Genomic DNA, 24,325 nt, shown 5'->3' with positions numbered 1-24,325 from the left:
GGTGGGCCAAAGTCAAACCTGCTCAATCGCGTTGGCAAAAACATCCCGGTTCACGCGGCTATTACCAGACTTGAAATAGGAAGAATGCGCACAGGCGGGAGAGACGAAACCGAACGTCGAGGAACATCCAAACGGTTCCAGTCTCAAGAACTCGCGGTCGACGTGCATCCCCGTGGCCAACAGACTTCCGCCAACCCCGTCGCCCCGAGCATTGACGTTAATCCAGTGGTCAACCATTCGTGGTTTCCTGCCATCGTCGGGCCGTAAACGATTGGCAACGAACTTAATCGCCAGAGCCGCACCGACCGTGAACCAATTGTGCACGCGACCCGGCAATCCCTCACGTTCGAGTGATCGCAACGCCTCGTAGGCTACCACGGTTCCCCAACTATGGCTGATCAGCTCGATCGATTTGCCTTGCTGCAACAGCGGACGAACCACGTCGGTGCATTCGTCGATCACCAGACGTCGAATACGGTCGCTGGACAGATATTTGACGAAATCGTCCACACAATCGAGTCCGGGGATTCCAAAGGCGGCACGCGGGACCGCACCTTCCACTTCTCGATCGATGCCGCGTTCACCGCTTCGCTCAGCAATCTGTTCGGCGGCCTCACGTGCCATCCGTTCTTCCAAAATCGCCTCTAACATCAACTCCATCTGTTGCTGCTGGACCGGATCCACTTCACGGCTGAGTTCGCGATTCGTCTTTGAAACATGCTTACTCCATAACACCTCTTTGCGATTCGCTCCTAACACTTGCTGGTTGTGCAGTGTCAGAAACGGTGACATTGCATTCCACCAACTGTCGGAAAAATGGGCTGGGTGTTCGCAAATTCCATGAACATAGACCAACGCTTGTCGGCCGGCACGAGCGCCGCCGCTGTCACCGTCGCGGCCGGCCCCAGGTTGAACTGCCGCCAATTGATTGGCGATCTGTTGCAAGATAGCCAACAATTGCTTCCAGTCAGCCGAGGAGATTTGAGCAGCTCCGGACGTGTTCTTTTCATCCGATTCATCATCGTCATCACTGGCGACTTCCTTACCACCGAAGACCACGCTTGCCGTCGTACTAGGCTCTAGCTGTGGAACTTGGTCGAATCGTTCGTTCCGCAGTCGATCATGCAATGTGCGAATGACGGCCGATGCCTTTGCCGTCGCTCCCTCCTTGCGAATCGAATCACAGAAGTAATAGGTGAACGCCCCATGGCAATCGCCACCAATGAACGCATCGGCACTGGTTTGATCGTCACGGCATCCTGACCACAACACGTGATTCATCTCCGAATCGTCGCCACCGCGAGTGCGTGTTTTTTCAAACACATCACGGAACGAACGTGTCTTGGTTGCATCGGCGATCGCCACCTGCACCTCGATCGGAGGCGGGGCGAACCGCGCCAACACGGTATGACGATCGATATCTTTCGGAGTCGCCGGACGCACGCCTGGCTGATCTTCCATCGACCGAGTTCCGGCCTTCGTTTCGTCGTGCCTTCGCTCCGCCGCGACTTGATCCAACGACAATGATCCAGCGGTCAAAAAGTCAGTCTTTGCTGCACGGCTCAGCTCAGGAGCGATAAAGCGGGTGCCTGATCCACTGTGGCAACAATCCAGCACAAACGTCACGTCAACGCCATCGGGGATTTGCTCGGTCCACGCTCGCAGTTCGTCGTCGAGCATAAAGGTGTCGGGATCCTTCCAGTCCATGCCGTACAAACAGAGCAATTCGTCTCGGAAATCCGCCTCACCTTCTTCGCCATCCGTGTCAGCGGTATACGACCCGTGGCCTGAAAAGTGGAACACTAACCGGTCGCCCGGCTTCGCCCCTTTGAGTAACCATTTCCAACCCTTTTTGAGCTCTGCCTTGGTGACTTCCGCATCCGTTCGAACTCGGATGTGATCGGTGTTAAACCCAAATTCATCGACCAGTAACCGCTGCAGGGAACGCGTGTCGTTCACGCAGCCTCGCAGATCACCGATGGTTTTATAGTCATTAATTCCCGATAGAAAAGCTCGACTCGCCATATCAATCATCTCCGTTGTCTCGACTAGGACCGTGGTGAAATATCAATATGCAACTCAGCTAGTCCTTTCCTTTAGGTTACACCCACTAGCATCCGTGCACAAGAAAAAGACGATGCAATTAATAAATGTGAGTGAAACAAGCTAATCCGCGCAAAATCGCATTCCAATTTCACTTAAAGTGATTTAGACGACGAAAATGACAGCTGATCAAACGTCAACGCAACGAGCGATCGAATACCCGCTGTCGCTCAAAGGCCAAAATGCCTACAAATTGCTCGCCGATGCGGGACTAAAACCCAGAGGAACAAAAGTACAGGCGTATGATCGGCTTTGCAGCGGTGATCGCATTAGAGTCCTCCGACAACGCACTGCGTCGTCGACTGAACGTGATCAGCAACGAACAAACAAGGATCGAGATCATAAGTAAAGCAATCGATCACGATCCCTACGATGCCCCGAGCATCCGCAAGGCACGCAAACAATGGGCTGGCGACGTCGCCGATAGCCCGCGGAGTCATCCGTTCAATGGTTGTGGAATTGCCCCTTATCCGTAGTGGATCTTGCTAAAGATCCTTCGTCGCGTCTCTTTTGCAAGTTCCACGATACGGCTTTCATGCTGCGTCGGTTACACAACCGGCGAACGCGATTAGTGAGACGTGGTGCCATTCACCGTGGTATTTGAGTTAACACTCTTGGGATGCAAACGCTGCCAAAATGATCGCTTAGGTTGTTCTTGTGGAGTCATCGCCCGCTCTAAAATTTGTTTCGTTAACTCGGGGTCGGCATAAGGCGTGGCCGAGACGACGGTCGCAGCGGGGCTGACCGGTTGAACTTGCACCACGGGCGACTCAAAGCCACTCGCTCCCATCACGCCGCCTTGATTTGGCTGATTCAAACCTGATTGATCGATCAGCTGCTGGAATTTGATTTTTGCGGCAGCATGCACATGCGAGGCGGGTTGAACCGAACTCGCTTCGAGTACCGCATCACCTTCGGCATCCACATCGGCTGCACCTGATTTATCAAACAGCCCTGGACCTTGATTGCTTGGCGGCACGAACGAGGCTTGTGGATTTGCAGACGACTGCTTTCGCATGATGCCAAGGAATTCTCGGTCGTATTGCTTCTCAGCAATAGGACTCCACACCATTCGCCCGCCCTCGAGACTCGCTTCGTAAACCGAGATTTCTGCATAGTTCTCGATCGTTGGCGGAACCTTCACGATCTCCGTGCTGCCGTCGGCATGATATACCGTTTTGGTTCCCCATTGATCCATTGGGAACTGCGAAACGTCAAACACCTCGTCTTTTTGAGCACGATCCATGGCTTCGGCCAATGCCGCAACATCGCTCGCTCCGACCGGACCTCCGGTGCCCGCCAAACTCTTCAAATTGGCGACGCTGTTGATCACATCGCTGGCCCCACCCAAGCCAAGGTTCATTGCAGCGCCCTGTGCCATGATGTTTTGTGCCGTGGAACTGTCCTTCATGTAATAAGGCCCCAGCCCGGTGAATTGCCAACCGTTGACCAAGTTCATCGCAGCACGGATCTCTCCGGGACCACCGTTGATCTCGATCGTGTATTTCTGAGTCAAATCGGGCACAAACACAATTTCGTAAGTGAAGAACATGTGCGGACCTAGACCATCGTTGACCAGTTCGCTCGAATGCGGCCCACTAGGGATTTGATCCGAGTGAAGCGTCGGATTGTGAGCCACACCATCAAATTGTTCCCCATTCAGGTTGTCCGCAGCAGCCGCACCACCTCCTTGCATCGAACTGCTGCCCGAGCGGCTGAAGTTGCCGGTCAGATCGAGCTTGGCGTAGTTCGCCTGGTTATCAAAGCTAGTCGGAATTGGGGCCGAACCGGTCAAACCGATTTTGGCGTCCTCGACGTGGTAAAAATTCTTCGAGACCACCAACAGTGGCTTGGGCAAGTAAAAGGGAATCCCCGGAGACTCACATCGATTGGCTGGGGACGCGGGACGCGCGGTGATATGCGGCTTGCGGTGCTTGTATTGCATATAGCCACAGCCGGTCATCGACAAACACAGCACGGTTAAAACCAAGCTGCTGAAAGCTCGAACGAATCCGTTACGTAACATCAAAACGCTCCCGACGCGACGAATCGCGTGACATCGAATGGGTAAAGGGATGCGGGTTATCCGGGAAATCCCCCCGGCTCAACCCGCATTACCGTCAAATCGGGCATCTTGCTTGCGATCCTTCGTCGAACAACGATACTGAAGGAACTAGAGCTCAACCCCCATCGCGTCGTGCCGATTAGGTTGAGTTTGCGGGATCGCTCGCCAGATGCCAGCGGCGACTGTGAATGCTTGATGGACAACCGAAGGGAACCGAGATGGCCAAAAAGAAGCAAAGATCGAAGTCTAAGAAAAATGCTCTGCGTCAGAAACGATCGGGCGGCGAGGCGGGAGATATTAAGGCATTCGATCGTCGACATCCGCAGAGCATGTTTTCCCGCAGTGAGGAACAAGAACCGACCCAAACAGGACGTTTTTTGGCAACAACCCTCGATGCAACGCCAGCGGCGACCCAGGAAATGTTGCGAGAATTGGAGGACCAAATTGGCGTCCGACGTATCGTCAGTTCGCGCGACGGTGGTGTTTATCAAATGCCCGACGATGCCGAAGCGATGGTGCTGCAATCGCTTGGAATTGTCGTTCTGAACGTCGATCCAACTCAGACTAAAGCACTTGCATCGAACTCGCGGGGGAAATCAAAACGAAAAAATGCGGGGTTTGTGATCGAGCCCGAATATTATTGCCAGCATGCAGGTCGGTCCCAATCGCGGAGTTCCGCAGACTACCTGCGCGGTTACCGCGACGCACTGGACCAATTCATCCATCAGCCGACACAGGATGAAAAGCTGATCTATGAGCCTGAACCAGACGTCCGTGGTATCGACTTACTACCTGAACAAAAACTCCCGCTCGATCTGCGAAGACGGACCGAAATGTCCCCATCTGAGGAACGTTCGTCCACTTGGGGGCTACACGAAACGCGAGTCGACGTATGTCCACTGTCGGGCAACGGAATACGTGTTGCAGTCATCGACACCGGATTGGATTTAGAGCATCCGGGATTTGAAGGTCGCGTTGCTAAGACAGTGAGCTATGTCGGGCGTTTGGCTCAAGACGACCATGGTCATGGGACGCATTGTGCTGGGACGCTGTGTGGACAAGAAACGACGACGGTTCGCTATGGAATCGCTCGTAAAGCCGAGTTGTATATTGCCAAGGTATTGGATCGAAATGGCCGCGGCATGGAAGCCAACGTGATCGCAGGAATCGAGTGGGCGATCAATCAAGGGTGTCGTGTGATCTCGGTGTCGATCGAGCGAGGTGTGGACAGTTGCAGCACGGGTTATTCGACCGCGTACGAGGCCGCTGGCTTGCGAGCGATCCAGCAGAATGCGTTGGTGATAGCGGCCGCCGGAAATCGTTCCCGGCGTTCGGCCGGGATCCAGCGCCGAGTATCCGCACCAGCCAACACCCCTTCGATTGTCGGCGTAGGGGCGATTCGCGAATCAGGACATGTTGCTGACTTTTCGAATCGCACGTTTTGCAAATACGGAGAAGTCGATTTTGTAGCCCCCGGCGTCGATGTATTCTCGAGCGACATCATCCGTGACAGTTACAAAATTCGGAACGGGACCAGCATGGCAACGCCGCATGTCGCAGGGATTGCCGCATTACTATTGGAACAAGATCCCGGGCTCGGCGGCTACTCGCTCTATCGCCGACTAAAAGAGTTAAGCTTGACGTCACCCGAGCTCGATCCCGCGGACTACGGCCACGGCCTTCCCCTCGCCCCCGCATAACGCTGAGCCGTAGCAGAGCGGAGCGGAGCTTTATCGCAAACTATTGTCGGTCAGCTTTTCAAGCTGGAACCGTTGCGGTAGACCTGCAGTTCACATTGAACCTGAGAGATTCTTGCTCTGACGTTCAAACGTGACGCACGCTAACGGCTTGGAAAGCCGAGCGACATTGCAGGCCGGAGCGCAGTTCCGGCATGGAGGCGGAAAGAGAGCGGGAGTGAGGAGAATTCACCCTCCCATTGGGAGAGTCGGCCGCAGGAAGCGGCCGGGGAGGGCTGGTGACCTTAACCTTGCACGTTGCATTCTCTAACACTTCGAGCCCCACCCAGAGCCGGCTACCGCCGACTCTGACCTCCCCAAAACAAGTTTCGGCGAGGTGACGATTCGGTTAGGCGGCGGAAACCAATGTCGGCCAGCTTTCCAAGCTGGAACCGTTGCGGTAGACGTGCCGTCCACATTGAACGCAAGAGACTCGCGCTTTGACGTTCAAACGTGAAGCACGCCAACGGCTTGGAAAGCCGTGCGACAATGGGGCCAGCTTTTCAAGCTGGTACCGTGGCAGTAGGGGTGCAAATAGACAGCGTGCGGAGTGAAACACTCAAATTGTACCTTCGGTTACCCTCCGACTGCACGGTCCGCTAACCCTCGATTTCTTCGCCAGCGACACTGCGTAAATATTCTTCGCCGAAATCAATTTTCAGCTCCAGCCACATCGGGAAGTGGTCTGAGATTTGGTGGGTTCGCCACTGCCGGTAATGATTGCGTTTCTCTCGCTCATTGCGAAGTTCACCGCTGGACTTTTCAGCATAGCTTGGGCCCATCTCGGGACGATATGTCTGCTCTTCATCGTCCCGGTAGACGTGATCAAAGAAATTAAAGACACCCGCCTTTGACTTCCCCACACGTTCACGCACGACATCGTCATCGTAAGCTTTGCTGATGAAGGCCATTTGATCGAAATGTTTTCCACCGGCAGCGTTGGAGGTGATCGCACGAAACTGAGGCGGGATGAAAAAGCCAGCGTCTTCAATCGCCTTGAACGTTGCATCTTCGGTCGAAAAGATGTTGAAGTCGCCCAGCAACAGCAAATTACGAGCCCAAGCATGTTCGTCCTCGACATGCTTGGCAAGGAATTGCGACAATACTTCAATCTCTTCAAGCCGGACGGGATCAACGCTGACTGACTTGCCGTAATAAATATGAACGGTCGACAGCATAAAGCGTAAATAACCCGATTCAAATCCGCACAAAAAAGGAGTGCGAGCCAGTTGCCGTTGCGGCTGCAACGTGCGATCGGCCAACTTCTTATCGGGAATCACAACCTCGCCTGCCAACCCGCCAAAGATCACCTTTCGCGAATCGTAAATGAAAGCACCTCGTTCACGATTTCCCGCGTTCCCGGCCGTGACATCTGTGATCAGCACCTTCCACCAGTCACCTAGAATGGCGGTCAATCGATCGAGTGCTTTTAAATCGGCGTTCACCTCTTGAACCGCAACGAGATCGAAATGCGAGATGATTTCTGCGATGTAATACATGGACTCGTCGCTGCGGAAACCATACTTTGCATTGTCAAAGTCGCGAATGTTCCAGGTCGCCAGCAACAACGTTTCATTGATCGTTCGTTTGGGAACCTGCTCGGCCAACTTTTCACGCAGTCGCAGCAACCCCGTGGCGGTACGCTGGTCCGTGGTCGTTTCGCGGTCAAGTGCACGCGTGCGAGTCGATGGCGGATCAAATTTGTAAAGGAAAGGCATAATGAGATCCTTGTGTCGGTCAACTCGATCGAGAAACAAAGTAGTTATACGGAAGCGATTGTTTTGAATCGGACTTCGAGACAAACGTCCAGAGGTCTCGATCAAAAGCCCAGTCGTTCCAATTCAAATCTTGGGGCTGTTGGACTTGCACGACGATGTAATTCCCACATTTCATCGGAGCAGCCAGCGGTGCGTCTCCAAAGTCAAGTCCAAGAAACAACTCTTGGACTTTGACGTTTCGCGAACGTTTCAACAAAGATTCAACGATCCCTTTGCCAACATCCACAAACGGCTTTAACGCAGGCTGTGCAGTGGTCAATAGACTCAAACCCGAAGTCACCGAGTCGCTTTTTAACGCGGACAATAATTGTTCGTCGGTCTTGTTATGTGCATTGATGGTACACAATTGAAACGCCACGCCGCTTTGTCCCACCACCAGCCCGTTGAAGACCGGATAGCCAACCACTCCTGCGAGCGAATCTTCATCTACATCAAACGCTTGGTTAAAGACCACCGCGTCACTGGTCTGTAAATCTTGTTGTGCGTGATTCGCTTTGAACTGAACCACAACATTATGTTTGCCTCGTCCTGGATAGTCGTAAACCCGTAACCGATCGAGGTGAATATCAATTCGGGCGCCCTTGAGCGTTTCGTCTGCCCGGATATTCCCCAGCGTCTGGATCGGTAACAAATTCGATGAGATGTCTGTCAGCGGTTCGATAAAACCTATGGTTTGATTTGCGTAGGAGTACGGCTTTTTGCCGAACCATGCAGCGAGCGATTTAACTTCTCCGCGATTGATGGTCTCGAGGAGCTCGACCGCTCCTGATTCGTCATCAAGCTCACGCAGGACCCCTTCGAGATGGTCTGGGGGAAGCTCCCCGACCGCGGCCACGTTGGGATAAAGCTTCGGGAAAGAATTCATGACGATCCTCCAAAGAAAGAGGTAGCGGGTTCAGTAACCGAATGGTGACGCATGTCATTGTAACACACCGTGAGGGGGGGCGATGGCGATCGACACCATGGGTCGCACTTATGCTGTACATAGCCACGTAGGTCGGACCGTAGAGACACGGAGTTCCGGCATGGTGGCGGCAACGACAAGTTTGACAACAGGCTGGAAGCCTTTTTATACCCCAAAACATTTTCTTGCCTTTTCTCGTGTGTGTGCGAATGATTCTGCGATTTAGATTTTCATCGCACGGAGGTTGCACGGATGGTTATCGATTGGGTACGGCAGGAATTTGAATCGTTGGACCTGGGCCACAAGCGGCGGGTGGATCGCGTTGTTAAGTTTGTCTCTCAAGCTTCCTCGATCGGCGAGTCGACACCGGACCGTGTTCGTTCCAAAGCTGACTTGAAGGGAATTTATCGCTTAGCCAACAACCCCAAGGTAGACGTGGATCAAATCTTCGACGCACATCATCAGGCCGCTCGAAAGCGATGCGGCGAGCACAAACGGGTCTTTCTGGATCAGGACTCGTCCGAGTTCGATCTGACCAAGCCAAAGCAGCAGGTCAGCGGGGCAGGACCGCTTTCGGGCGGCAAACGTTTTGGCTTTTTCTACCATCCGCTCTACGCCGTTGCTGCCCCAGGCATCCCCTTGGGAGTGGTCGACCAAGTTCTTTGGACTCGTGATGCGACGTCATTGGAAGTGCCAGCCAAGGAGCGCAAAGCCGAACGGCAGCGACGCTGTTTTGAAGAAAAAGAGAGCAGCCGATGGATGGAAATGATGCAAAGCGGCGAGCAAATCGCCCGCTCGATGCCGCAAACTCAGTTCATTCAGCTTTCCGACAGCGAATCGGACATTGGCGAACTGCTGGCCGAGGCGGCGGAGTTTCCAGAGAACTATGGATTCATCATTCGTCAGTGCCGGACTCAGAAGATCGTCGCCGCCGTCGATGCGGTCACCGGCTCGCCGATTGATGATGTCACGACAATTGAAGAGACGCTTTCAAAGGTCGCTTGGCGTGGAGAGAAAACGGTTTCGATCGGTGGCCGAGACGCTCCGGTGCTTCCAGATGATAAGAAACGAGCTCGGAAACAGGCACGTATTTCACGCGAAGCGCTGGTGCAATTTCGCAGCGTGCGCGTCAAAGTTGCCGGAACCGGGCGGTCCAGCACTGGCAAGTTGACCGACACTTGGATCAATGTGGTGGAGTCGCTCGAGGTGGATCCGCCAATCGGTGAAGCCCCGATTAACTGGATGCTTCTGACAACCCTGCCGGTCAGTTCGGCGGAAGAAATTGACGAGGTTTTGACCGGCTACTGTTTTCGTTGGCTAGTGGAGTTGTACTTCAAAACACTTAAAAGTGGGCTTCACATCGAAGACATGAAGTACGAAACATTGGAGCGTTATATACGAGCGTTTTCGATGCTCACGGTCGTCGCTTGGAGAGTGGAGTACCTCAAGGGCGCCACACGTCATGACGGACAGTCGCCCTGCACGGTCTACTTTAGCGAAGACGAATGGATGGCGATCATGATATTTCTAACTAAACGCCCGGTCGATCCGAAGTCTCCACCAACGATGGAAGCGTTCGGAAAATCGATCGCCATCCTAGGCGGCTACATCGACAAAAAATCGCAGGGTCCTGCCGGCTCAAGAACTCTCTGGCGAGGGATGAACCGTTTCTCGACCATCGTTGAAGCGTTCGTTGCATTCAAGCAAATGAGTTTTGGGGTATAAAAAGGCTGGAAGCCTATCCCACACTCTCTAAAGTCTTCGCGACTTTCGCTGCGGGGGCTATTGCGTTAAGGGTAACTGGTTCAGCTCACCGCTGGACCTTGTTCCGAGCGAGCCCCACAATCCGTACGGACTCTTGCTGCCGGGCGGATTGGGGCTTTCGGGGTAAACCGAACTGCGACTGGTGTCTCCCGAATCAATACTATCGGTGATAAACCGAACACTGCCATCGGAAAAACAGACGTGAACGCCACTTTGATGCCGACTACTTGCGGTTAACACGCCCCAGCTGTCGTCTTGATCTTGCGATAGGGTGATCTCACGATTCGGTGGCAGAATCGTATTGAAGCCCGAATACAAAGGCATTCCGTCCGCCCAACGAAATCCACGCCCCTTGTCCGTCGCCAAACCTAGTTTTGTAGACCCTGCTTGGACCTCCCAAAACCGAGGCCGCTCGGAATCAATGAGTTTGGCGTGTTCGCGAGCCCAGTCGGGATGATCACGCAATTCCAGGCCGGGGCCTGCTATCGGATTGGTTCGATTATCTTTGTCGCCAAGATCGGTCGCAATTTCCCCCAACACGATCGTGTTGGACAAACCGTCGGTGATATCACTCAGTCGCGTCACTACGCGTGGCACAAACACGCCTCGCATCGCCGCCTCGGTCTGCTCGGCCAACGTTGTGTCGTAGACGAACACTCCCTCCACTTCACTAAACGGACCCGAATCCGCGGCCACCATGCCATCGCCAAAACAGGCGGCGTAATTAGTCCGCCCAAACGAGGGTTCTCCCATGCCGGGGTCACTTGGACATCGATAAACCGGAAACTCCCAATGCCACGGTTCGTAGGCATCGACGAACGGTTCAGGGCCACCTGCAACCCATGGTTCCTTTGACTCAGCCTCGTCTTCGAATTCGTCATCCTCCAGTGCACCAAAGTATTTGTCATCGGAATACATCGACATCATGCCGTAGCCAATGCGATCATCGAATTCACGAGTTCTTTGGATCTCGTTCCACGCAGCCTGGTGGTCCAAAAACGGCAGCAATCCTACAAAGATACTGAGCCGACGATCATTGTCTTTGCTCGGTGTGGCGCTGCCGTCGGTTCCCGACAACTGCACCGGGAACTGCGTAAACGCTTCGTGATAAGCTTGAACCCCGAGCCCGACTTGCATCAGGTTGTTGGCACAACTCGTGCGCCGTGCCTGTTCCCGAGCCGATTGCACTGCGGGCAGCAACATCCAAATCAGCACAGTGATGATCAACAACACGCCGAATAACTCGACCGTCGTGAAACCACGTCGACGATCTTTTCCACAACGATGTGTCACGTCATCAAATGCGTCAAGATTCGGAAGAAGCCGCCTCGATGATCTCATTCGGAAACCTCGTTACTTGTTTCGTTCGATACATCTTCGCTCGAAGTCTTCTCCGTCGAGGTTTGCGTGTCCGTTGTCGATGGCGACTCTGCATACGGTTCATCCGATTTCCACTCATGTGGAATCTCGCCATCGGCACGCGAACCGAGCTGTTTCAGGATCGTCGCGTCCATCGATGGATTGCAAAATCGATAGCTGCCGTTGCCTAGCAAAACATTCGCTCCGTTGGGATGGTCGCTGGCGATCCCTCCGACATAGGTCGCCGAGACCTCTTGATCAGGCCCCTGAGGACCGCGGATTCGAGCAAGCTCGGCGTTAATCGCATGTCCGGTATTGCGAAGACTCGAACGTGTACCGCTGATCCAACCCAGGTCCTCTTCAAACCGAGAGAGCTTTTCACCGACAAATGCGGTGTAGGCCAATCCGTCGGTGATATCGGAATCCAACACTGGCACATTCAAGAACAATACTCCGTCGTTATCTTCGTCGATCGGCGTTTCGGACGAAGCGTGTATGCCTGCGTAACAGGTCGTGTTTTCTCGCATTCCTGATTGCGACGGGCATTGCAGCATCGGGATCGACAAGCTTCGCACCTCGGCGTTCGCAGGTGCATAGACACTCTCACTGCGATCGATTGCTTCATAAACGCTTTGTGCGTCCAACATCGGCAGCAACCCGCTGATCCAATTGTGGTGATACCCGACCGGCTCGTTTAGGATTGGACCGGTGGAATTGATCGTACCCATCGGGTAATGAACATTGCGGAGCGAATAAGACGACAAGGCGAGCGATAGCTGAGTCAGGTTTTGCTGACACGCGGTACGACGCGATAGTTCACGCATGTTTTGCATCGCGGGGAGCGCCAATCCGACCAGCACGCCGATGATCGCGATCACGACTAGCAGTTCGACCAGCGTAAAGCCGCGAGCCGGTTGTCCTCCAGGCGTAGCGAAAGTCGCCAAGACTTTCGGTTCGGTGGTCTGAAACGCTTTCTGCCGAAACTCTTGACGAGTTCCGCTACGGGACGCGGATGGTCGACACTCTTGTCGAGTTCCGCTACTTGGTTGTGTCATTTTTCGGACTCCGATACTTGCTGCTGTCTTGTAATTTGATCAACCACATGGTCGCCCCGCATCCAGCGTGCGGTGACGCGTTGTTCTCCGTCGGACGTGACGACGATCCGTTCCTGATTTGCTTCATTGAGAGGCAGTTCGATGGTTTCTTCGTTCAGCGTACCGACCGCATCGATCGCGGCGATCATCGTAACAACTCGTGTACGCTGGACCTCCGATTTTCGCAGCGAAAATTCGCTGACCACCATCGTCCGCGTGGCCTCGACGACCACCAGCAGCACAACGACGACCAGCAGCAGGAATGCGGCTCCTCGGCGAACTTGCTTCTTGCGTTTTCGGTTGCCACTCATTCTTCTGCCTTCCCAAGATCGGGGTTTTCAGGGCCGGGCTTTTCAGGATTGGGCTTTTCAGGATTGGGCTTCCCATGAATCGCCTCGACAATAAACGGGTACGACACGGATTCGGTATCGATGACAACCGTCACTTGGTTCTCGCTGGTTTGCAGTGCGATTTGTCGTTCCTTGCCGAACTCAAATGACTCCACACTCGTCACCTGATCCGATTCCAACCTCGTTCGTCTCAATGAACCTTGTTCGGCATGCAATTCGTACCGCACCTCGAAATCACTCCCTTGCAATTGCAGCGGCCAACCTTCCGCCGCTGATTCAAATTCGTTGGCTTGATGCACATCCGTTCGCAATTGAGTGGCAAATCGCTGGATCGCATCCCGCTGTTGGACCGAGGCATTCCCACGCCGGCCAACCTTGGTGACCGCCGACATGATCGTGGCGGTGGAAACTCCGATCGCAAGCAATATGGATAGCGTTCCAATTACTTCGATCAAGGTGACGCCACGATTCAAATTGCGGAACGAGTGGTAAGGTTTAATTATCATCATCCCACCGCCAATCGTGAAGGGTGACGTGCACGTCCGGCGAACAAGCGGCCTCGATGCGCAGATGCATTCCGGATCGCGATTGTGACTGAAACTCCTTGACGGTCACCTCGACGTCACATTTCGTTAGTTCGTTGATCGCCGCCGCAACTTCTTCGGCACTCGACTTCAGTTCGCCCGAAGCGACATTTTGTAGTCGTTCGAGCGTGTTTTGGGCGGCAAGCGTCGCCACCAGTCGCTGGTCTGCTTGTTTGGACAGCACCGCACTGCTTTGGGCTAACTTCATCAATGCCACGACGGCCGTCGCGAGCAAGACGAAACAAATCGCCGCTTCCACAATCAGACTGCCGTGACGTCGAGCATGGCGATGACTACGCGATCCCATTGATGAGCTCCGACAACGATGCGAACAATCCAATTCCATAGGCAAGCACGAGCATTCCTAGCAAAACAATCACAACGGGGAAAAAGATCCCCAACAACCAACGGCTATTCGCATTCGCATTACGTACGTTTTGGTCGGCGATCGAACGCAACAATTCACTCATGCGTTCGGGCGATGCCCCCTCAATCCATTTAGCTTCGGTAGCCGTCAACCATTTCGCTTGCTGCATCACCGCAGCGAGCGAGTTACCAAATTCAAGTCGAACAAAGGCCTGATGCATCTCATCACGTTGTGACGCCCAACGCGAGATCGAATGTCCAACGCGAGTTGCCTGATCCAACGGCATTCCCGATTCGATTGCGTCGGCGAACCCATTGAGCACCTCGGCTTTTCGATTCGCACGATGTGGCAGCATCGGGATCCATTGCGGCAGCCGCAATCCAAAAATCCGACCGCGACTGAGTGCAGGAACAATCATGCCACACAGGATCACTAAACCAACGAGTACCCAACCGGATGCAAAATTTCGCAGCAAAATCTTCCAGCGTAACGAATCGATGCCAAACTCTTCGAGCATTTTTTCGAGGGTCGGAGTGATGAAAGTCGCTAAGAACGTCAAGCAGAGATAGACCATCAAGCCAACGGCAATGAGGTAAATGAATTGACCGTACGCCGGAATTTCATTGGAATCGCTATCGGAAAGTTCATCGGAATGCTGAACCCAGCGGTCGCGGGAATCGCGAGCAGGTCGCGTCGCTTCGGACTTGGGTTTGCGAACGGTTCGCAATGCGATTGCGGTAGAAAACGATAGCGGTACTCCCGAGGTTTCCGCGGCGTGAACCGGATCCTCACCCGCCCGCAGTCGGTACAGATATTGACGACATTGGTTTCGCAGAGGACCAGAACGTGAAAACGCAGCAACCACGTTCTCGATGCGACCATCATGCCGCTGGATCGAACAAATCATCTCGTTGAACGTGCGAGTGGCATGTTGCCAACGACGTCGCCGAAAATCTTCGACGCCCACGATCACTAACGTGGCAAACAAAACGCTCACTGGCGCTGGAAAGACCAACAACAGACCGACAAAGAAGACGACGTAGCCAAAAATCCGTAGCCCGGTGGCGAGGTAGGGGTTCATGTCAAGCCTCCGATCATGCTCGACACGGTGTACCAGAACCAACCGAGCGTGGTTGCTACCGCGATCCAAATCAGTCCGCCCGCAACCACGGTTGAGAACAACGGCATCAACTGAGTCAGCAAGACTAAGCGGCGCTGAGCAACCTCGCTGAAATGATCCGACGCAATTTGCCACTGGCGTTCGGGGCTGATCGTTGCTCCGTCGACAATCGCTTCCAACAAGGCGGCATCGCCACGTGACCACGACGTTAAACCGACCTCGGACTCGCCTCGCTCTAATCGCCGGATCGTGTCGTTTAACCAACCATAGGCCGTTCCTTGCTTGACGACACTGGCAGCCGCCGTGAACGCTTCGGAATACGTGTACCCGGCCGCCAACAAACGAGACACGGCATCACTCGCCGCAGCCCACTGGATCGCCGATTTCGTCGACCGGTAACCCGGTAACGCGCCACGCAATATCCCGATCACGGCAAACCCGATCAACAGAATTGAAATCACTACTGTGACATAAGGTACCCACAATACCCGCTGTGGTGTCTCGACGTCACCGAACATCCCTTGAGTGGTTGAAGTGATGTCTTGCACATCGATGGAAATCTTGATTGCAACGAGACTTGCAACAATGCCCGATGCAATCACAAGCAACCACCCGCCGGCGGTTGACCAAATTGCACGCTTGGTCATGTTGCGTCGTTGCTGTTGTCCGTCCAACCACTGCAACACACTTGCTTCGTGGTCAGCGCCGGACGCAATCAATCGCTGCGAAACGGCATCGAGTTTCTTTACCACAGTGCCACCTGACGATAGACCGGCCCGATGACCCAAGCGATATACGAGAATACAAACAGGGTTCCAAACGAAACAATCGCGAACCGAGGCACGAGATGTGTCCACAAATAACGCTGCCGTCGTGCTCGCTCCTGATGAATTGTGGCAAGATAGCGAAGTCGAGCAACCAGCACGTCTTTTCCCGCTACCTCGGGTACTTCCATCGTATCCATGGTGACATGGGAGAGCATCGATACGATCTCGGGGCTATTCATACTCGGGTTCGTGATCGATGAATACGACTTTGCACCGGACAACGCTGCCGCATTTTGAATCGCGACATCATCGGGAACGTCCAACGCGATCTGGTCGGCCAGCGATTCACAGAACAAACCAAGCCGCACGCTTTTGGGAAAAGGAACGCGACTGCGAAAGTAAATCGCCGCGACAACAATCAATGCAACAAAAACGATTGCGGGCCAGATCCAATATGCGGACAACCATTCACTAAAATGGACGACCGGATCAGGCCAGCGAATATCGGGCGTACTTTCACCCAGCACCATCCGCGTCATAAATAAAACCAGCACGGCATAGGCAAGCACAACCAGCATGACCGGATACACCCACGCCAATCGGATATTGCGTCGGTAGTCCGCTTGTTTACGCAGTAAGCTAGCGAGACGGTCCAACAGGCGAGCGTCACCGGATTGTTCGCAAGTGTTCACACACGCGGCCAGTTGAGCGCGGTTTGGGAACGCCGGCCAGTCCAGTGCACTCGCGATGGTTTGCCCCTGTTCGAGTTTTTCAGCCACAACACCTGCCACGCGTCCGACTCGCCCCAGTCGGCTGCGTTCTAATCGGCGCAGTGCGTCCGCTACCGAGACATCGCGACGCATAGCGCTGGCGATTTCTTCGAGCAGGGCAGCGAGTTGAAGCTGAGAAAGTTTGACCACGGGGAGTTCAGCCGCATTCACAGACGAGTGGAGGAGGATTCTGTGCCATTACAATAAGCATGTCGCGGAGGCAAAGCAAGCATGACGCCGCGGACAAAAGAGATCGACTAGTGCCGCGATAATTCACATCAGCAAATTGCCTGTTTCGTTCGTTTCTCTTGTAGGCTGGACCGCGGCGGAGCTGGAAGTAGGGGAGAGTAAGCATTCATCCTCCATTTTGAGGTTCGGATGCGTTAGTGGCCGCACGAGGGGTGGTTGCGCTGAGCTTGCAATTGCAACATCTAGCATCGAGGCCCCACCGAGAGCTTGCTCCGCTCGCTCTGACGTCTCCCCCAAAACAAGTTTCGGGGAGGTGAAGTTTCGTGGACGACAACAGCGGTTGTCATCACCAACGCTATCTCGACGTCGACGAAGACATCACGAATCGCATCCGCTTTTTCGAGTGTGAAGGCTTGTAAGGCTTGAGCGACCGCAGTCGCATCGCCTGCAGTATTCTGAACAGGCGAGATTTTCTGTGTTTTTACGCGGAGCGACTTGTCGAAAAACGATGATCAATGACAAAGTGCCAAAACCCTCAAGTTCTTTTCACTATTAAACGCAATGCACCCGAGGTTCCCGCTCGACCACCAAACTCTAGCAGGCGGAGCCTGCAAGGCAGTGGGTTCCCAGGCAGAGCCTGGGGACCAGAAAAATAGATGGCATCGCCCGCAAGCCGCGGCCCTCATTTTGCCAACGTTTTACAGAGCGGCGGCCCGACGCTACCGCGTTCGGCTCTTAAAAGCGGACAGTCCAATTAAACGGATGTGGAAGCAGATCAGGCCGTCGCAAACTGGAATCCTGTGTGTGGTTGCGAATCTCGTAGGCTGACTCAGACGCTTGGCTTGGTAAGGGACGCAGCAAAGATACCGGATTCACCGATGAGACGTTTCGGTTGTTTTCATGATGAGTTTGGCACGGAATTAGATTTTCATATTTAATTCTTTTATATTGCACCACCCCTCTGCGGGCGTTATCAAGTACTCCTAGTGCCCTGTTTAGTTTTTAGTATGCCCATTGAGCTGTAAATGCCTTCACTTTTCGATGTACCTCATGCATTTGGGACCCCTGCAACGGGGGACTTTTGTACCGAAAGAGCGTCGCCCATTTAGCACTGCAGATCTCAATTTGTCGTTCTTGAAAACTCTGTTTCTCGGTTCCTAGAAAGATAGAGATGCAAAATGAACACTAGACGTCACCATGCCTGCCGACCCCAGAAGAGTCCGCGTCGTCGTTTCATCCTTGAGCTGCTTGAAGACCGCAGACTATTGGCAGCCTTGGACGAGGGCCCAGAGTTTCTAGTGAACAATTCGACGCCGGGTACTCAAGTGACCTACGCCGAGACACGTGCTGTGGGGGGCAATATTGCGGGTGAATACATTGTTGCGTTTTCGGGCATGGGGCCCGGTGATATTCAAGGTGTCTTTGCTCGCCGCTTTGACGCCACCAACACGCCGCTAGGGAACCAGTTTTTAGTCAATGTGACGACGACTGGAAATCAACTCGAACCGTCGGCCGCAATGGGGGCGGGAGGCGAATCCGTGGTGGCTTGGAGCGGCAAAGGAGTTGGTGACAGCGACGGCGGGGTTTTTGTCCGTTTGTTCGACAACACGGGAACGGCAGTCAGTGGCGAAATCCGAGTCAATCAGACTATTCCCAGTTTTCAAATCAACCCGACCGTCGCCAAGGCAGCCGATGGTAGTTTCATTGTCACGTGGTCGGGCAAGGGAGTGGGTGATCCTGATGTTGGAGTTTATGCACGACGGTTTGCTTCCAACGGAGTACCGCTGACTGGTGAATTTCTCGTCAACACGACTACCAGCGGGTATCAACAGCAGTCGGACGTTACGATCGGAGCTGACGGGAGCTTTGTCATCACCTGGAGCGGCGAGGGCCCAGGTGACGTCAAGGGTATTTTCTTTCAACGGTTTAACTCTGCCGGCAACCCAGTAGGGCCAGAAACCCGAGTCAATACCACGGTCGATGGCGGACAATTACTGCCGTCGGTTGGGATCGATGGTTTGAACAACTTCAGCATCGTTTGGTCCGGTGTAGGGACTGGCGACTTGCGAGGCGTTTTCCTGCAGCGTTTTAATGCGACCGGCACCCCTATTGGTGGCGAACAGTTGGTCAATACGACAACGCTTTATGACCAGGAAGATGCATCAATCTCGATGCCGCCTAGTGGCAAGGCGGTTGTAACCTGGACGAGCAATTACCAGGACGGCACCCGACTGGGGGTTTATGGGCAAGAGTATGACGCGGCGGGTGTTAAGGATGGCGGCGAATTCTTGATCAACACCACCACAGCAGGTGACCAACATTTTTCGTCCGTGGCAATGCGAGACGAATCGCATTTCACCGTGGTCTGGAGCGGTCGTGGAGTCGGGGATGAAACCGGCGTGTTTGCGCGAAGCTATTTCCGCAATCAACCACCGCAGATTGTGAGTGACGGTGGTGGAGATACGGCGAATCTAAATGCCGATGAGAACCAGACGTTTGTGACCGATGTGAATTCGACCGATCCCGATGGTGATGTTGAAGGGGCCGGTTTGACTTACACAATCACCGGCGGTGCGGATTCGACTTTGTTTAGCGTCGATACCAATACCGGCTTCTTGACGTTTGATTCCGCTCCCGATTTTGAGAATCCGACCGACAGCGGTGCCGATGGCACTTACGAAGTCGAAGTCACGGTGACCGATTCCGGTGGTCTAACCGATTCGCAGCTCATCTCGGTCACGGTTGACGACGTCAACGACGCCCCGGTGATCACCAGCGATGGCGGGGGTGTAACGGCCAGCGTGAATGCGGATGAGAACCAAACGGCGGTGACAACCGTGACGGCGATCGACGAGGATCTGCCGGCACAAACGCTCAGCTTCACGATCACCGGAGGTGCCGACCAGTTGCTATTCAACATCGGCCTGGCCACTGGCGTGTTGAGCTTCAATGCAGCGCCCGACTTCGAGAACCCGACCGACTTTGACGCTGATGGCATATACGAGGTTGAAGTTACCGTGACGGACAATGGCGTGCCGAATCTGACCGACATCCAAGACATCTTCGTCACGGTCGACAATGTCAACGAAGCACCGATCATCACTAGCTACGGTGGTCTGCCCACTGCGACCGACACGATCCCGGAGAATGCGACCAACGTCGAAGACATCGAATCGATCGACCCCGACGGCACGCTGGAGGGTGCCGGCGGTTTGACTTACAGTATCACCGGTGGTGCCGATTCAGCCTACTTCAGTATCCAAGTTAACACTGGCATCCTGGTCTTCAGCATCGCGCCCGACTTTGAAAATCCGCTAGATGCCGGCGGCGACAATATTTATGACGTGCAAGTCACGGTCACCGATCCGGGTCTGTTGACCGACACGGTCGATATCGCAATCGAAGTGACTGACGTCAATGAGGCTCCGGTCATCACCAGCGACGGCGGCGGTGTGACTGCCAGTTTGAACGTGGACGAAAATACAACGGCGGTCACGACTGGGACGGCGACCGACGTCGATCTGCCAGCACAAACGCTGACCTGGACGATCACCGGTGGTGCCGATCAGCTGTTATTCGGCATCACGGCCGGCGGCGTCTTAACGTTCAATGCCGCTCCCGATTTTGAGAACCCAGCCGACTTCGACTTGGACAATGTCTATGACGTGCAAATCACCGTCACCGATGACGGCATACCGAATATGAGCGACGTCCAAGACATCGCGGTCACGGTCGACAACGTCAACGAAGCACCGGTCATCACCAGCTACGGTGGCCTTCCCACCGCGACCGATTCGATCCCGGAAAATGCGACGAACGTCGAGACCATTATGGCGTTCGACTCCGACGGTCCCGGCGGTTTGACGTTTAGCATCTCCGGCGGAGCGGATTCGGCGCTGTTCGGCATCCATCCGTCGCTCGGCATCCTGGTCTTCAGCAACGGACCCGACTTCGAGAATCCGCTCGATGCCGGCGCTGACAACATCTATGACGTGCAAGTCACGGTCACCGATCCCACTTTCTTGACCGACACGGTCGATATCGCAATCACGGTCACCGACGTCAATGACGCGCCGGTGATTACCAGCGACGGCGGCGGAGCAACGGCCAGTGTGTTCGTGCCCGAAAACACAACGGCGGTCACGACCGGAACGGCAACCGACGAAGATCTGCCAGCACAGACGTTGACCTGGACGATCACCGGTGGTGCCGATCAGACATTATTCGGCATCACGGCCGGCGGCGTGTTGACCTTCAATGCCGCTCCGGACTTTGAGAACCCGACCGACAGCGGCGGGGACAACGTGTACGACGTCGAGGTTACCGTGACGGACAACGGCGCGCCGAACTTGAGCGACGTTCAAGCCATCGCGGTGACCGTAACCGACGTTGATCCTGAAAGTTCCGCAGTTGACGATGCTTATTCGGGCATCATCGGGAACGTCGGTCTCGACGTTCCCGTTGGCAACGGACTGTTGTCCAATGACTTGGGCGGCCCCACGGCAGTGACGGCGGTGAACGGCGGAGCCGGCAATGTCGGCAATGCTGCTGCAACGACTGGCGGCGGCACCGTCACCGTGCAAGCAAACGGCAGCTTCCTCTACGATCCATCCGCCGGCAGTCTCGCGGCGGATTCGTTCACGTATGAGCTCGACAGTGCCACTACCGCAACCGTCAATTTGACCTTCGGTACCGATTTGATTTGGTTCATCGACGTCACGCCAAGCGGACTCGGCAACGCAGGCACACTCAGTGATCCTTTCAATTCGATTACTGGCTATGATGGCGTTGCTGTCGCAGGCGACAGCGTCTTTATTGCCCAGGGCAGCTACACCGGTCCGCTGAATCTAGACAATAACACAATCGTGATCGGCGAAGGGGCAAGCGGCGTCACCGCTGCTTTGCTGGGCGTCACCGAGCCCACCGATTCCCGCACGCTGCCTAGCGTCGGCGGAACCGCACCGGTGATCACGTCCGCAGCCAATGGAATCAATCTGGCGCAGAACAATAAGATCCGCGGACTGGATATCGGCAATACGACTGGCACTGGGATCTCGGGCACCAGCGTCGGAACCGCCACGGTCAGCGATGTTAGCATTACCGGAACCGGTGCCGGGGTGAATATCACCACCGGAACGCTGGCGATGAGCTTTGATGAGATCTCGTCCAGCAACGCCGCGGGAATCACGTTGAGCGGTGTGAGTGGTGATTTCGATGTGACTACCGGTACGATCAATTCAGGATCGTCGACGGCCGTGAACATTTCCGGAAGTCCACTCGATTTGGGTGTGACACTGGAGAGTATCTCAGTCAACGGCGCCACAAACGGCATCAGCCTGAATAACACCACGGGCAGTTTCACGATTGCCGGCGATGGCGGTACGGCGCAGAACAATACGGGTGGCCAGATTCTGAACACCACCGGCGATGCGATCTCGCTTACAACTGCGACCAATATCACGCTGAATCAGATGACCGTTGACAACATTGGTCGTCACGGTGTGTTTGGCACCAACGTGGTTAACTTGACGGTCAATAACAGCATTTTTGAAGACATTGGCAACGCTGCCGGTGAGGATGCCTTCTCGTTCGAGACCAACACCGGCGGTACCGACAATAACATCAGCGGAACATTGACGTTGAACAATGTCGATCTCACTCGGTTCCATGACTCCGGCGTTCACATCTACAACGAAACCGGCACGCTGACGGCCAATGTGATCAATGGCTCTGACTTCTCCGATAACGATGACGCGAACGGACGGTACGGCGTCTATGTCGAAACTGAAGGCAATGCCAGTGCAACGCTGACCGTTGACGGCAGCGAGTTCGACAACATCGAATTGGACATCGTCCGCTTTGAGGCTGGGTCAACCGGGACCAATGATGTCAACATTCTGAACAACCTTTCGACTGTCGGCGGTGGGCCAACCGGCATCACCAACGGTGGCGGCATCACATTGCCGATCACCAATGCTGCGACGATGACCTTCGACATCCAGGGCAATACGCTACTCGATTCGCGAGGTGACTTTGTCGTCATCGTCGGCACCTCGGGCAGCGGCAGCGTCGAAGGACGTATCGGTGGTCCCAACGCGTCGGACGGCAACACGTTTAGCGGCACCACGTTTGGCGACGGAATCAAGCTGGACAACGGCGGTGTCAACGCGACCGGCGTTGAAGACTGGACAATCCTGATCCAGAACAACGACATCGGCGTCGATAACTCCGGAACCGCCGGCGGCCCGTTCAACGGAATCGGAGACGACGGAATTCAGGTCACTATCGGTGATCACGATGGCACGATGAATTTGACGATCCAAGATAACACGTTCGCAAATATTAGTTCCGAGGGCATCAAGACATTCTTTGATGATGATCTTGCCGGCGGGACGAATCCCTTTTCTCGCTTGAGTATTGTTGACAACACGTTCACCAATATCGCCAGCGGCCAAGGCATCGAGCACGATACTCGGGATACGGCGGAGACTTGTCTGCACATCTCGGGCAACACGTTTGGCACCGCGGTGATCGTCATCGATTCACGCGACACCTCGACGGCGACAATTACGCAGGCCAGCGCCGCAGCCTTGTCAGCCGCTAATGGCGGCGTGACGGTGACCGAGCAAAACAACGGCATCACCGCATTCAACACTGCCTGCAGTCCGACGCTGCCTGGCAATGCATTGCTTTCCGGCGGAAGTGCCGGCTTTGTTGCCGGTGGGTCGCTGCTCGATCCATTCGGTTTGTCGGCCGCTGTCGCGCAGGCCAATCAATATTGGATGGCGCAAGGGATCTCGGAAGCTCAGCAGACTCAGCTTGCCAGCGCCGAATTCTTTGTTCGTGATCTTGCCGATGGAGTGCTGGGACGAACGTTCCGCAATACGGTTTATCTCGATAGCGATGCCGCTGGACACGGTTGGCAGTTGGACAGCGGTGGCGGGCTCGACTTGGTCCACGTGCTCGAACATGAACTCGGTCACGTGTTGGGCATGGACGATCTTTACGATTCCGCTAGCGAGAATGATTTGATGTACGGTTTCATGGGTCGCGCACAGCGATCGATTGAATCGCCTTTGACTTTACGATCCAGCGTCGCACCAATTTCTTTGTTAGACGAGTTATCGGCCACTTCTGTGGATGGTCTGATGTCGCGGTGGAACAACGATGATTTCTCGGACATGTTGTCCATGACAACGATGAAGAAAGCAACGAAGTTATCAACCAAGGAATCAGCGAACTCGGGAATGACGGATTTGGCGGCGTTGCTTGCCCGTGTCCACGGCGAAGCTGACGGAGAACCCAACGAAGACGATGCGAGTGAATTGGATGGGGCCGCATTGGATATGTTGACCGATGAACGTAGGTAGAATTC

General features: G+C 54.5%; 16 protein-coding genes. 4 read left to right on the top strand and 12 right to left on the bottom strand.

The features are described 5' to 3' along the window. Positions 1 to 12: 12 nt before the first annotated feature. Positions 13 to 2,025, bottom strand: a complete 2,013-nt coding sequence (locus SH528x_RS27150) for a caspase family protein (protein ID WP_442506579.1) — start codon at positions 2,023 to 2,025, stop codon at positions 13 to 15. Between the two features lie 320 nt (positions 2,026 to 2,345). Here SH528x_RS27150 and SH528x_RS27145 point away from each other — a divergent pair, with 320 nt between their 5' ends. Beyond that, a complete protein-coding gene (locus tag SH528x_RS27145) occupies positions 2,346 to 2,579 on the top strand; it encodes a hypothetical protein (RefSeq protein WP_442506578.1) in 234 nt (77 codons plus the stop codon). Between the two features lie 92 nt (positions 2,580 to 2,671). On the opposite strand, the gene SH528x_RS27140 is transcribed toward SH528x_RS27145, so the two are convergent. After that, entirely contained in the window at positions 2,672 to 4,129 is a 1,458-nt protein-coding gene (locus tag SH528x_RS27140) for a hypothetical protein (RefSeq protein ID WP_442506577.1), read from the bottom strand. A 227-nt stretch (positions 4,130 to 4,356) separates the two neighbouring features. On the opposite strand from SH528x_RS27140, the gene SH528x_RS27135 reads away from it, so the two are divergent. Then, entirely contained in the window at positions 4,357 to 5,868 is a 1,512-nt protein-coding gene (locus tag SH528x_RS27135) for a S8 family serine peptidase (protein WP_442506576.1), read from the top strand. A 635-nt stretch (positions 5,869 to 6,503) separates the two neighbouring features. Here the strand turns inward: SH528x_RS27135 and SH528x_RS27130 are convergent. Then, positions 6,504 to 7,622 carry an endonuclease/exonuclease/phosphatase family protein gene (locus tag SH528x_RS27130; RefSeq protein ID WP_442506575.1) on the bottom strand — a complete coding sequence of 373 codons (1,119 nt, stop codon included), beginning with the start codon at positions 7,620 to 7,622 and terminating at the stop codon, positions 6,504 to 6,506. 19 nt (positions 7,623 to 7,641) lie between these two features. Continuing rightward, entirely contained in the window at positions 7,642 to 8,547 is a 906-nt protein-coding gene (locus SH528x_RS27125) for a hypothetical protein (protein ID WP_442506574.1), read from the bottom strand. A 291-nt stretch (positions 8,548 to 8,838) separates the two neighbouring features. Here SH528x_RS27125 and SH528x_RS27120 point away from each other — a divergent pair, with 291 nt between their 5' ends. Further along, positions 8,839 to 10,311 (top strand): IS4 family transposase, encoded by a 1,473-nt coding sequence (locus tag SH528x_RS27120; protein WP_442506501.1) that lies wholly within the window; start codon positions 8,839 to 8,841, stop codon positions 10,309 to 10,311. Positions 10,312 to 10,368: 57 nt separating this feature from the next. Here SH528x_RS27120 and SH528x_RS27115 read toward each other — a convergent pair whose 3' ends face one another. Genes SH528x_RS27115 through SH528x_RS27080 form a run of 8 tightly spaced genes read right to left on the bottom strand, consistent with a single transcriptional unit; the run spans position 10,369 to position 16,911 of the window. After that, on the bottom strand, positions 10,369 to 11,691 hold the full coding sequence (locus SH528x_RS27115) for a DUF1559 family PulG-like putative transporter (RefSeq protein ID WP_442506573.1): 1,323 nt from the start codon (positions 11,689 to 11,691) through the stop codon (positions 10,369 to 10,371). Continuing rightward, entirely contained in the window at positions 11,688 to 12,764 is a 1,077-nt protein-coding gene (locus tag SH528x_RS27110; protein WP_442506572.1) for a DUF1559 family PulG-like putative transporter, read from the bottom strand. The genes SH528x_RS27115 and SH528x_RS27110 overlap by 4 nt, the downstream gene beginning before the upstream one ends. Continuing rightward, positions 12,761 to 13,114, bottom strand: a complete 354-nt coding sequence (locus SH528x_RS27105) for a hypothetical protein (protein ID WP_442506571.1) — start codon at positions 13,112 to 13,114, stop codon at positions 12,761 to 12,763. Before SH528x_RS27105 ends, SH528x_RS27110 begins: the two co-directional genes overlap by 4 nt. Further along, positions 13,111 to 13,662, bottom strand: coding sequence for a type II secretion system protein (locus tag SH528x_RS27100; RefSeq protein ID WP_442506570.1), 552 nt, complete (start codon positions 13,660 to 13,662; stop codon positions 13,111 to 13,113). Before SH528x_RS27100 ends, SH528x_RS27105 begins: the two co-directional genes overlap by 4 nt. Further along, positions 13,649 to 14,044, bottom strand: coding sequence for a type IV pilus modification PilV family protein (locus SH528x_RS27095; protein ID WP_442506569.1), 396 nt, complete (start codon positions 14,042 to 14,044; stop codon positions 13,649 to 13,651). Before SH528x_RS27095 ends, SH528x_RS27100 begins: the two co-directional genes overlap by 14 nt. Further along, the gene (locus tag SH528x_RS27090) at positions 14,031 to 15,185 is read right to left on the bottom strand and encodes a hypothetical protein (RefSeq protein WP_442506568.1); all 1,155 of its coding nucleotides are present in this window, start codon (positions 15,183 to 15,185) and stop codon (positions 14,031 to 14,033) included. Before SH528x_RS27090 ends, SH528x_RS27095 begins: the two co-directional genes overlap by 14 nt. Continuing rightward, complete coding sequence (locus SH528x_RS27085) at positions 15,182 to 15,976, bottom strand: hypothetical protein (protein ID WP_442506567.1); 795 nt, start codon at positions 15,974 to 15,976, stop codon at positions 15,182 to 15,184. Before SH528x_RS27085 ends, SH528x_RS27090 begins: the two co-directional genes overlap by 4 nt. Beyond that, entirely contained in the window at positions 15,970 to 16,911 is a 942-nt protein-coding gene (locus SH528x_RS27080; RefSeq protein ID WP_442506566.1) for a type II secretion system F family protein, read from the bottom strand. The genes SH528x_RS27085 and SH528x_RS27080 overlap by 7 nt, the downstream gene beginning before the upstream one ends. A 1,217-nt stretch (positions 16,912 to 18,128) precedes the next feature. Between SH528x_RS27080 and SH528x_RS27075 the strand changes: the two genes are divergently transcribed. After that, positions 18,129 to 24,320, top strand: a complete 6,192-nt coding sequence (locus SH528x_RS27075) for a cadherin domain-containing protein (RefSeq protein WP_442506565.1) — start codon at positions 18,129 to 18,131, stop codon at positions 24,318 to 24,320. Positions 24,321 to 24,325: the final 5 nt, after the last annotated feature.

This window comes from Novipirellula methanifontis (assembly GCF_052161655.1).
In the GTDB taxonomy this organism is placed as follows: domain Bacteria; phylum Planctomycetota; class Planctomycetia; order Pirellulales; family Pirellulaceae; genus Novipirellula.
The sequence above is the reverse complement of the archived record's forward strand: the minus strand, read 5'-3'. Positions and strand labels throughout refer to the sequence as shown.

What these genes read in the sequence shown, in the direction of transcription:
- SH528x_RS27150 (WP_442506579.1), bottom strand. Translation starts at nt 2,025, where the DNA reads ATGGCGAGTCGAGCTTTTCTATCGGGAATTAATGACTATAAAACCATC.
- SH528x_RS27145 (WP_442506578.1), top strand. Translation starts at nt 2,346, where the DNA reads ATGATCGGCTTTGCAGCGGTGATCGCATTAGAGTCCTCCGACAACGCA.
- SH528x_RS27140 (WP_442506577.1), bottom strand. Translation starts at nt 4,129, where the DNA reads ATGTTACGTAACGGATTCGTTCGAGCTTTCAGCAGCTTGGTTTTAACC.
- SH528x_RS27135 (WP_442506576.1), top strand. Translation starts at nt 4,357, where the DNA reads ATGCTTGATGGACAACCGAAGGGAACCGAGATGGCCAAAAAGAAGCAA.
- SH528x_RS27130 (WP_442506575.1), bottom strand. Translation starts at nt 7,622, where the DNA reads ATGCCTTTCCTTTACAAATTTGATCCGCCATCGACTCGCACGCGTGCA.
- SH528x_RS27125 (WP_442506574.1), bottom strand. Translation starts at nt 8,547, where the DNA reads ATGAATTCTTTCCCGAAGCTTTATCCCAACGTGGCCGCGGTCGGGGAG.
- SH528x_RS27120 (WP_442506501.1), top strand. Translation starts at nt 8,839, where the DNA reads ATGGTTATCGATTGGGTACGGCAGGAATTTGAATCGTTGGACCTGGGC.
- SH528x_RS27115 (WP_442506573.1), bottom strand. Translation starts at nt 11,691, where the DNA reads ATGAGATCATCGAGGCGGCTTCTTCCGAATCTTGACGCATTTGATGAC.
- SH528x_RS27110 (WP_442506572.1), bottom strand. Translation starts at nt 12,764, where the DNA reads ATGACACAACCAAGTAGCGGAACTCGACAAGAGTGTCGACCATCCGCG.
- SH528x_RS27105 (WP_442506571.1), bottom strand. Translation starts at nt 13,114, where the DNA reads ATGAGTGGCAACCGAAAACGCAAGAAGCAAGTTCGCCGAGGAGCCGCA.
- SH528x_RS27100 (WP_442506570.1), bottom strand. Translation starts at nt 13,662, where the DNA reads ATGATGATAATTAAACCTTACCACTCGTTCCGCAATTTGAATCGTGGC.
- SH528x_RS27095 (WP_442506569.1), bottom strand. Translation starts at nt 14,044, where the DNA reads ATGGGATCGCGTAGTCATCGCCATGCTCGACGTCACGGCAGTCTGATT.
- SH528x_RS27090 (WP_442506568.1), bottom strand. Translation starts at nt 15,185, where the DNA reads ATGAACCCCTACCTCGCCACCGGGCTACGGATTTTTGGCTACGTCGTC.
- SH528x_RS27075 (WP_442506565.1), top strand. Translation starts at nt 18,129, where the DNA reads ATGAACACTAGACGTCACCATGCCTGCCGACCCCAGAAGAGTCCGCGT.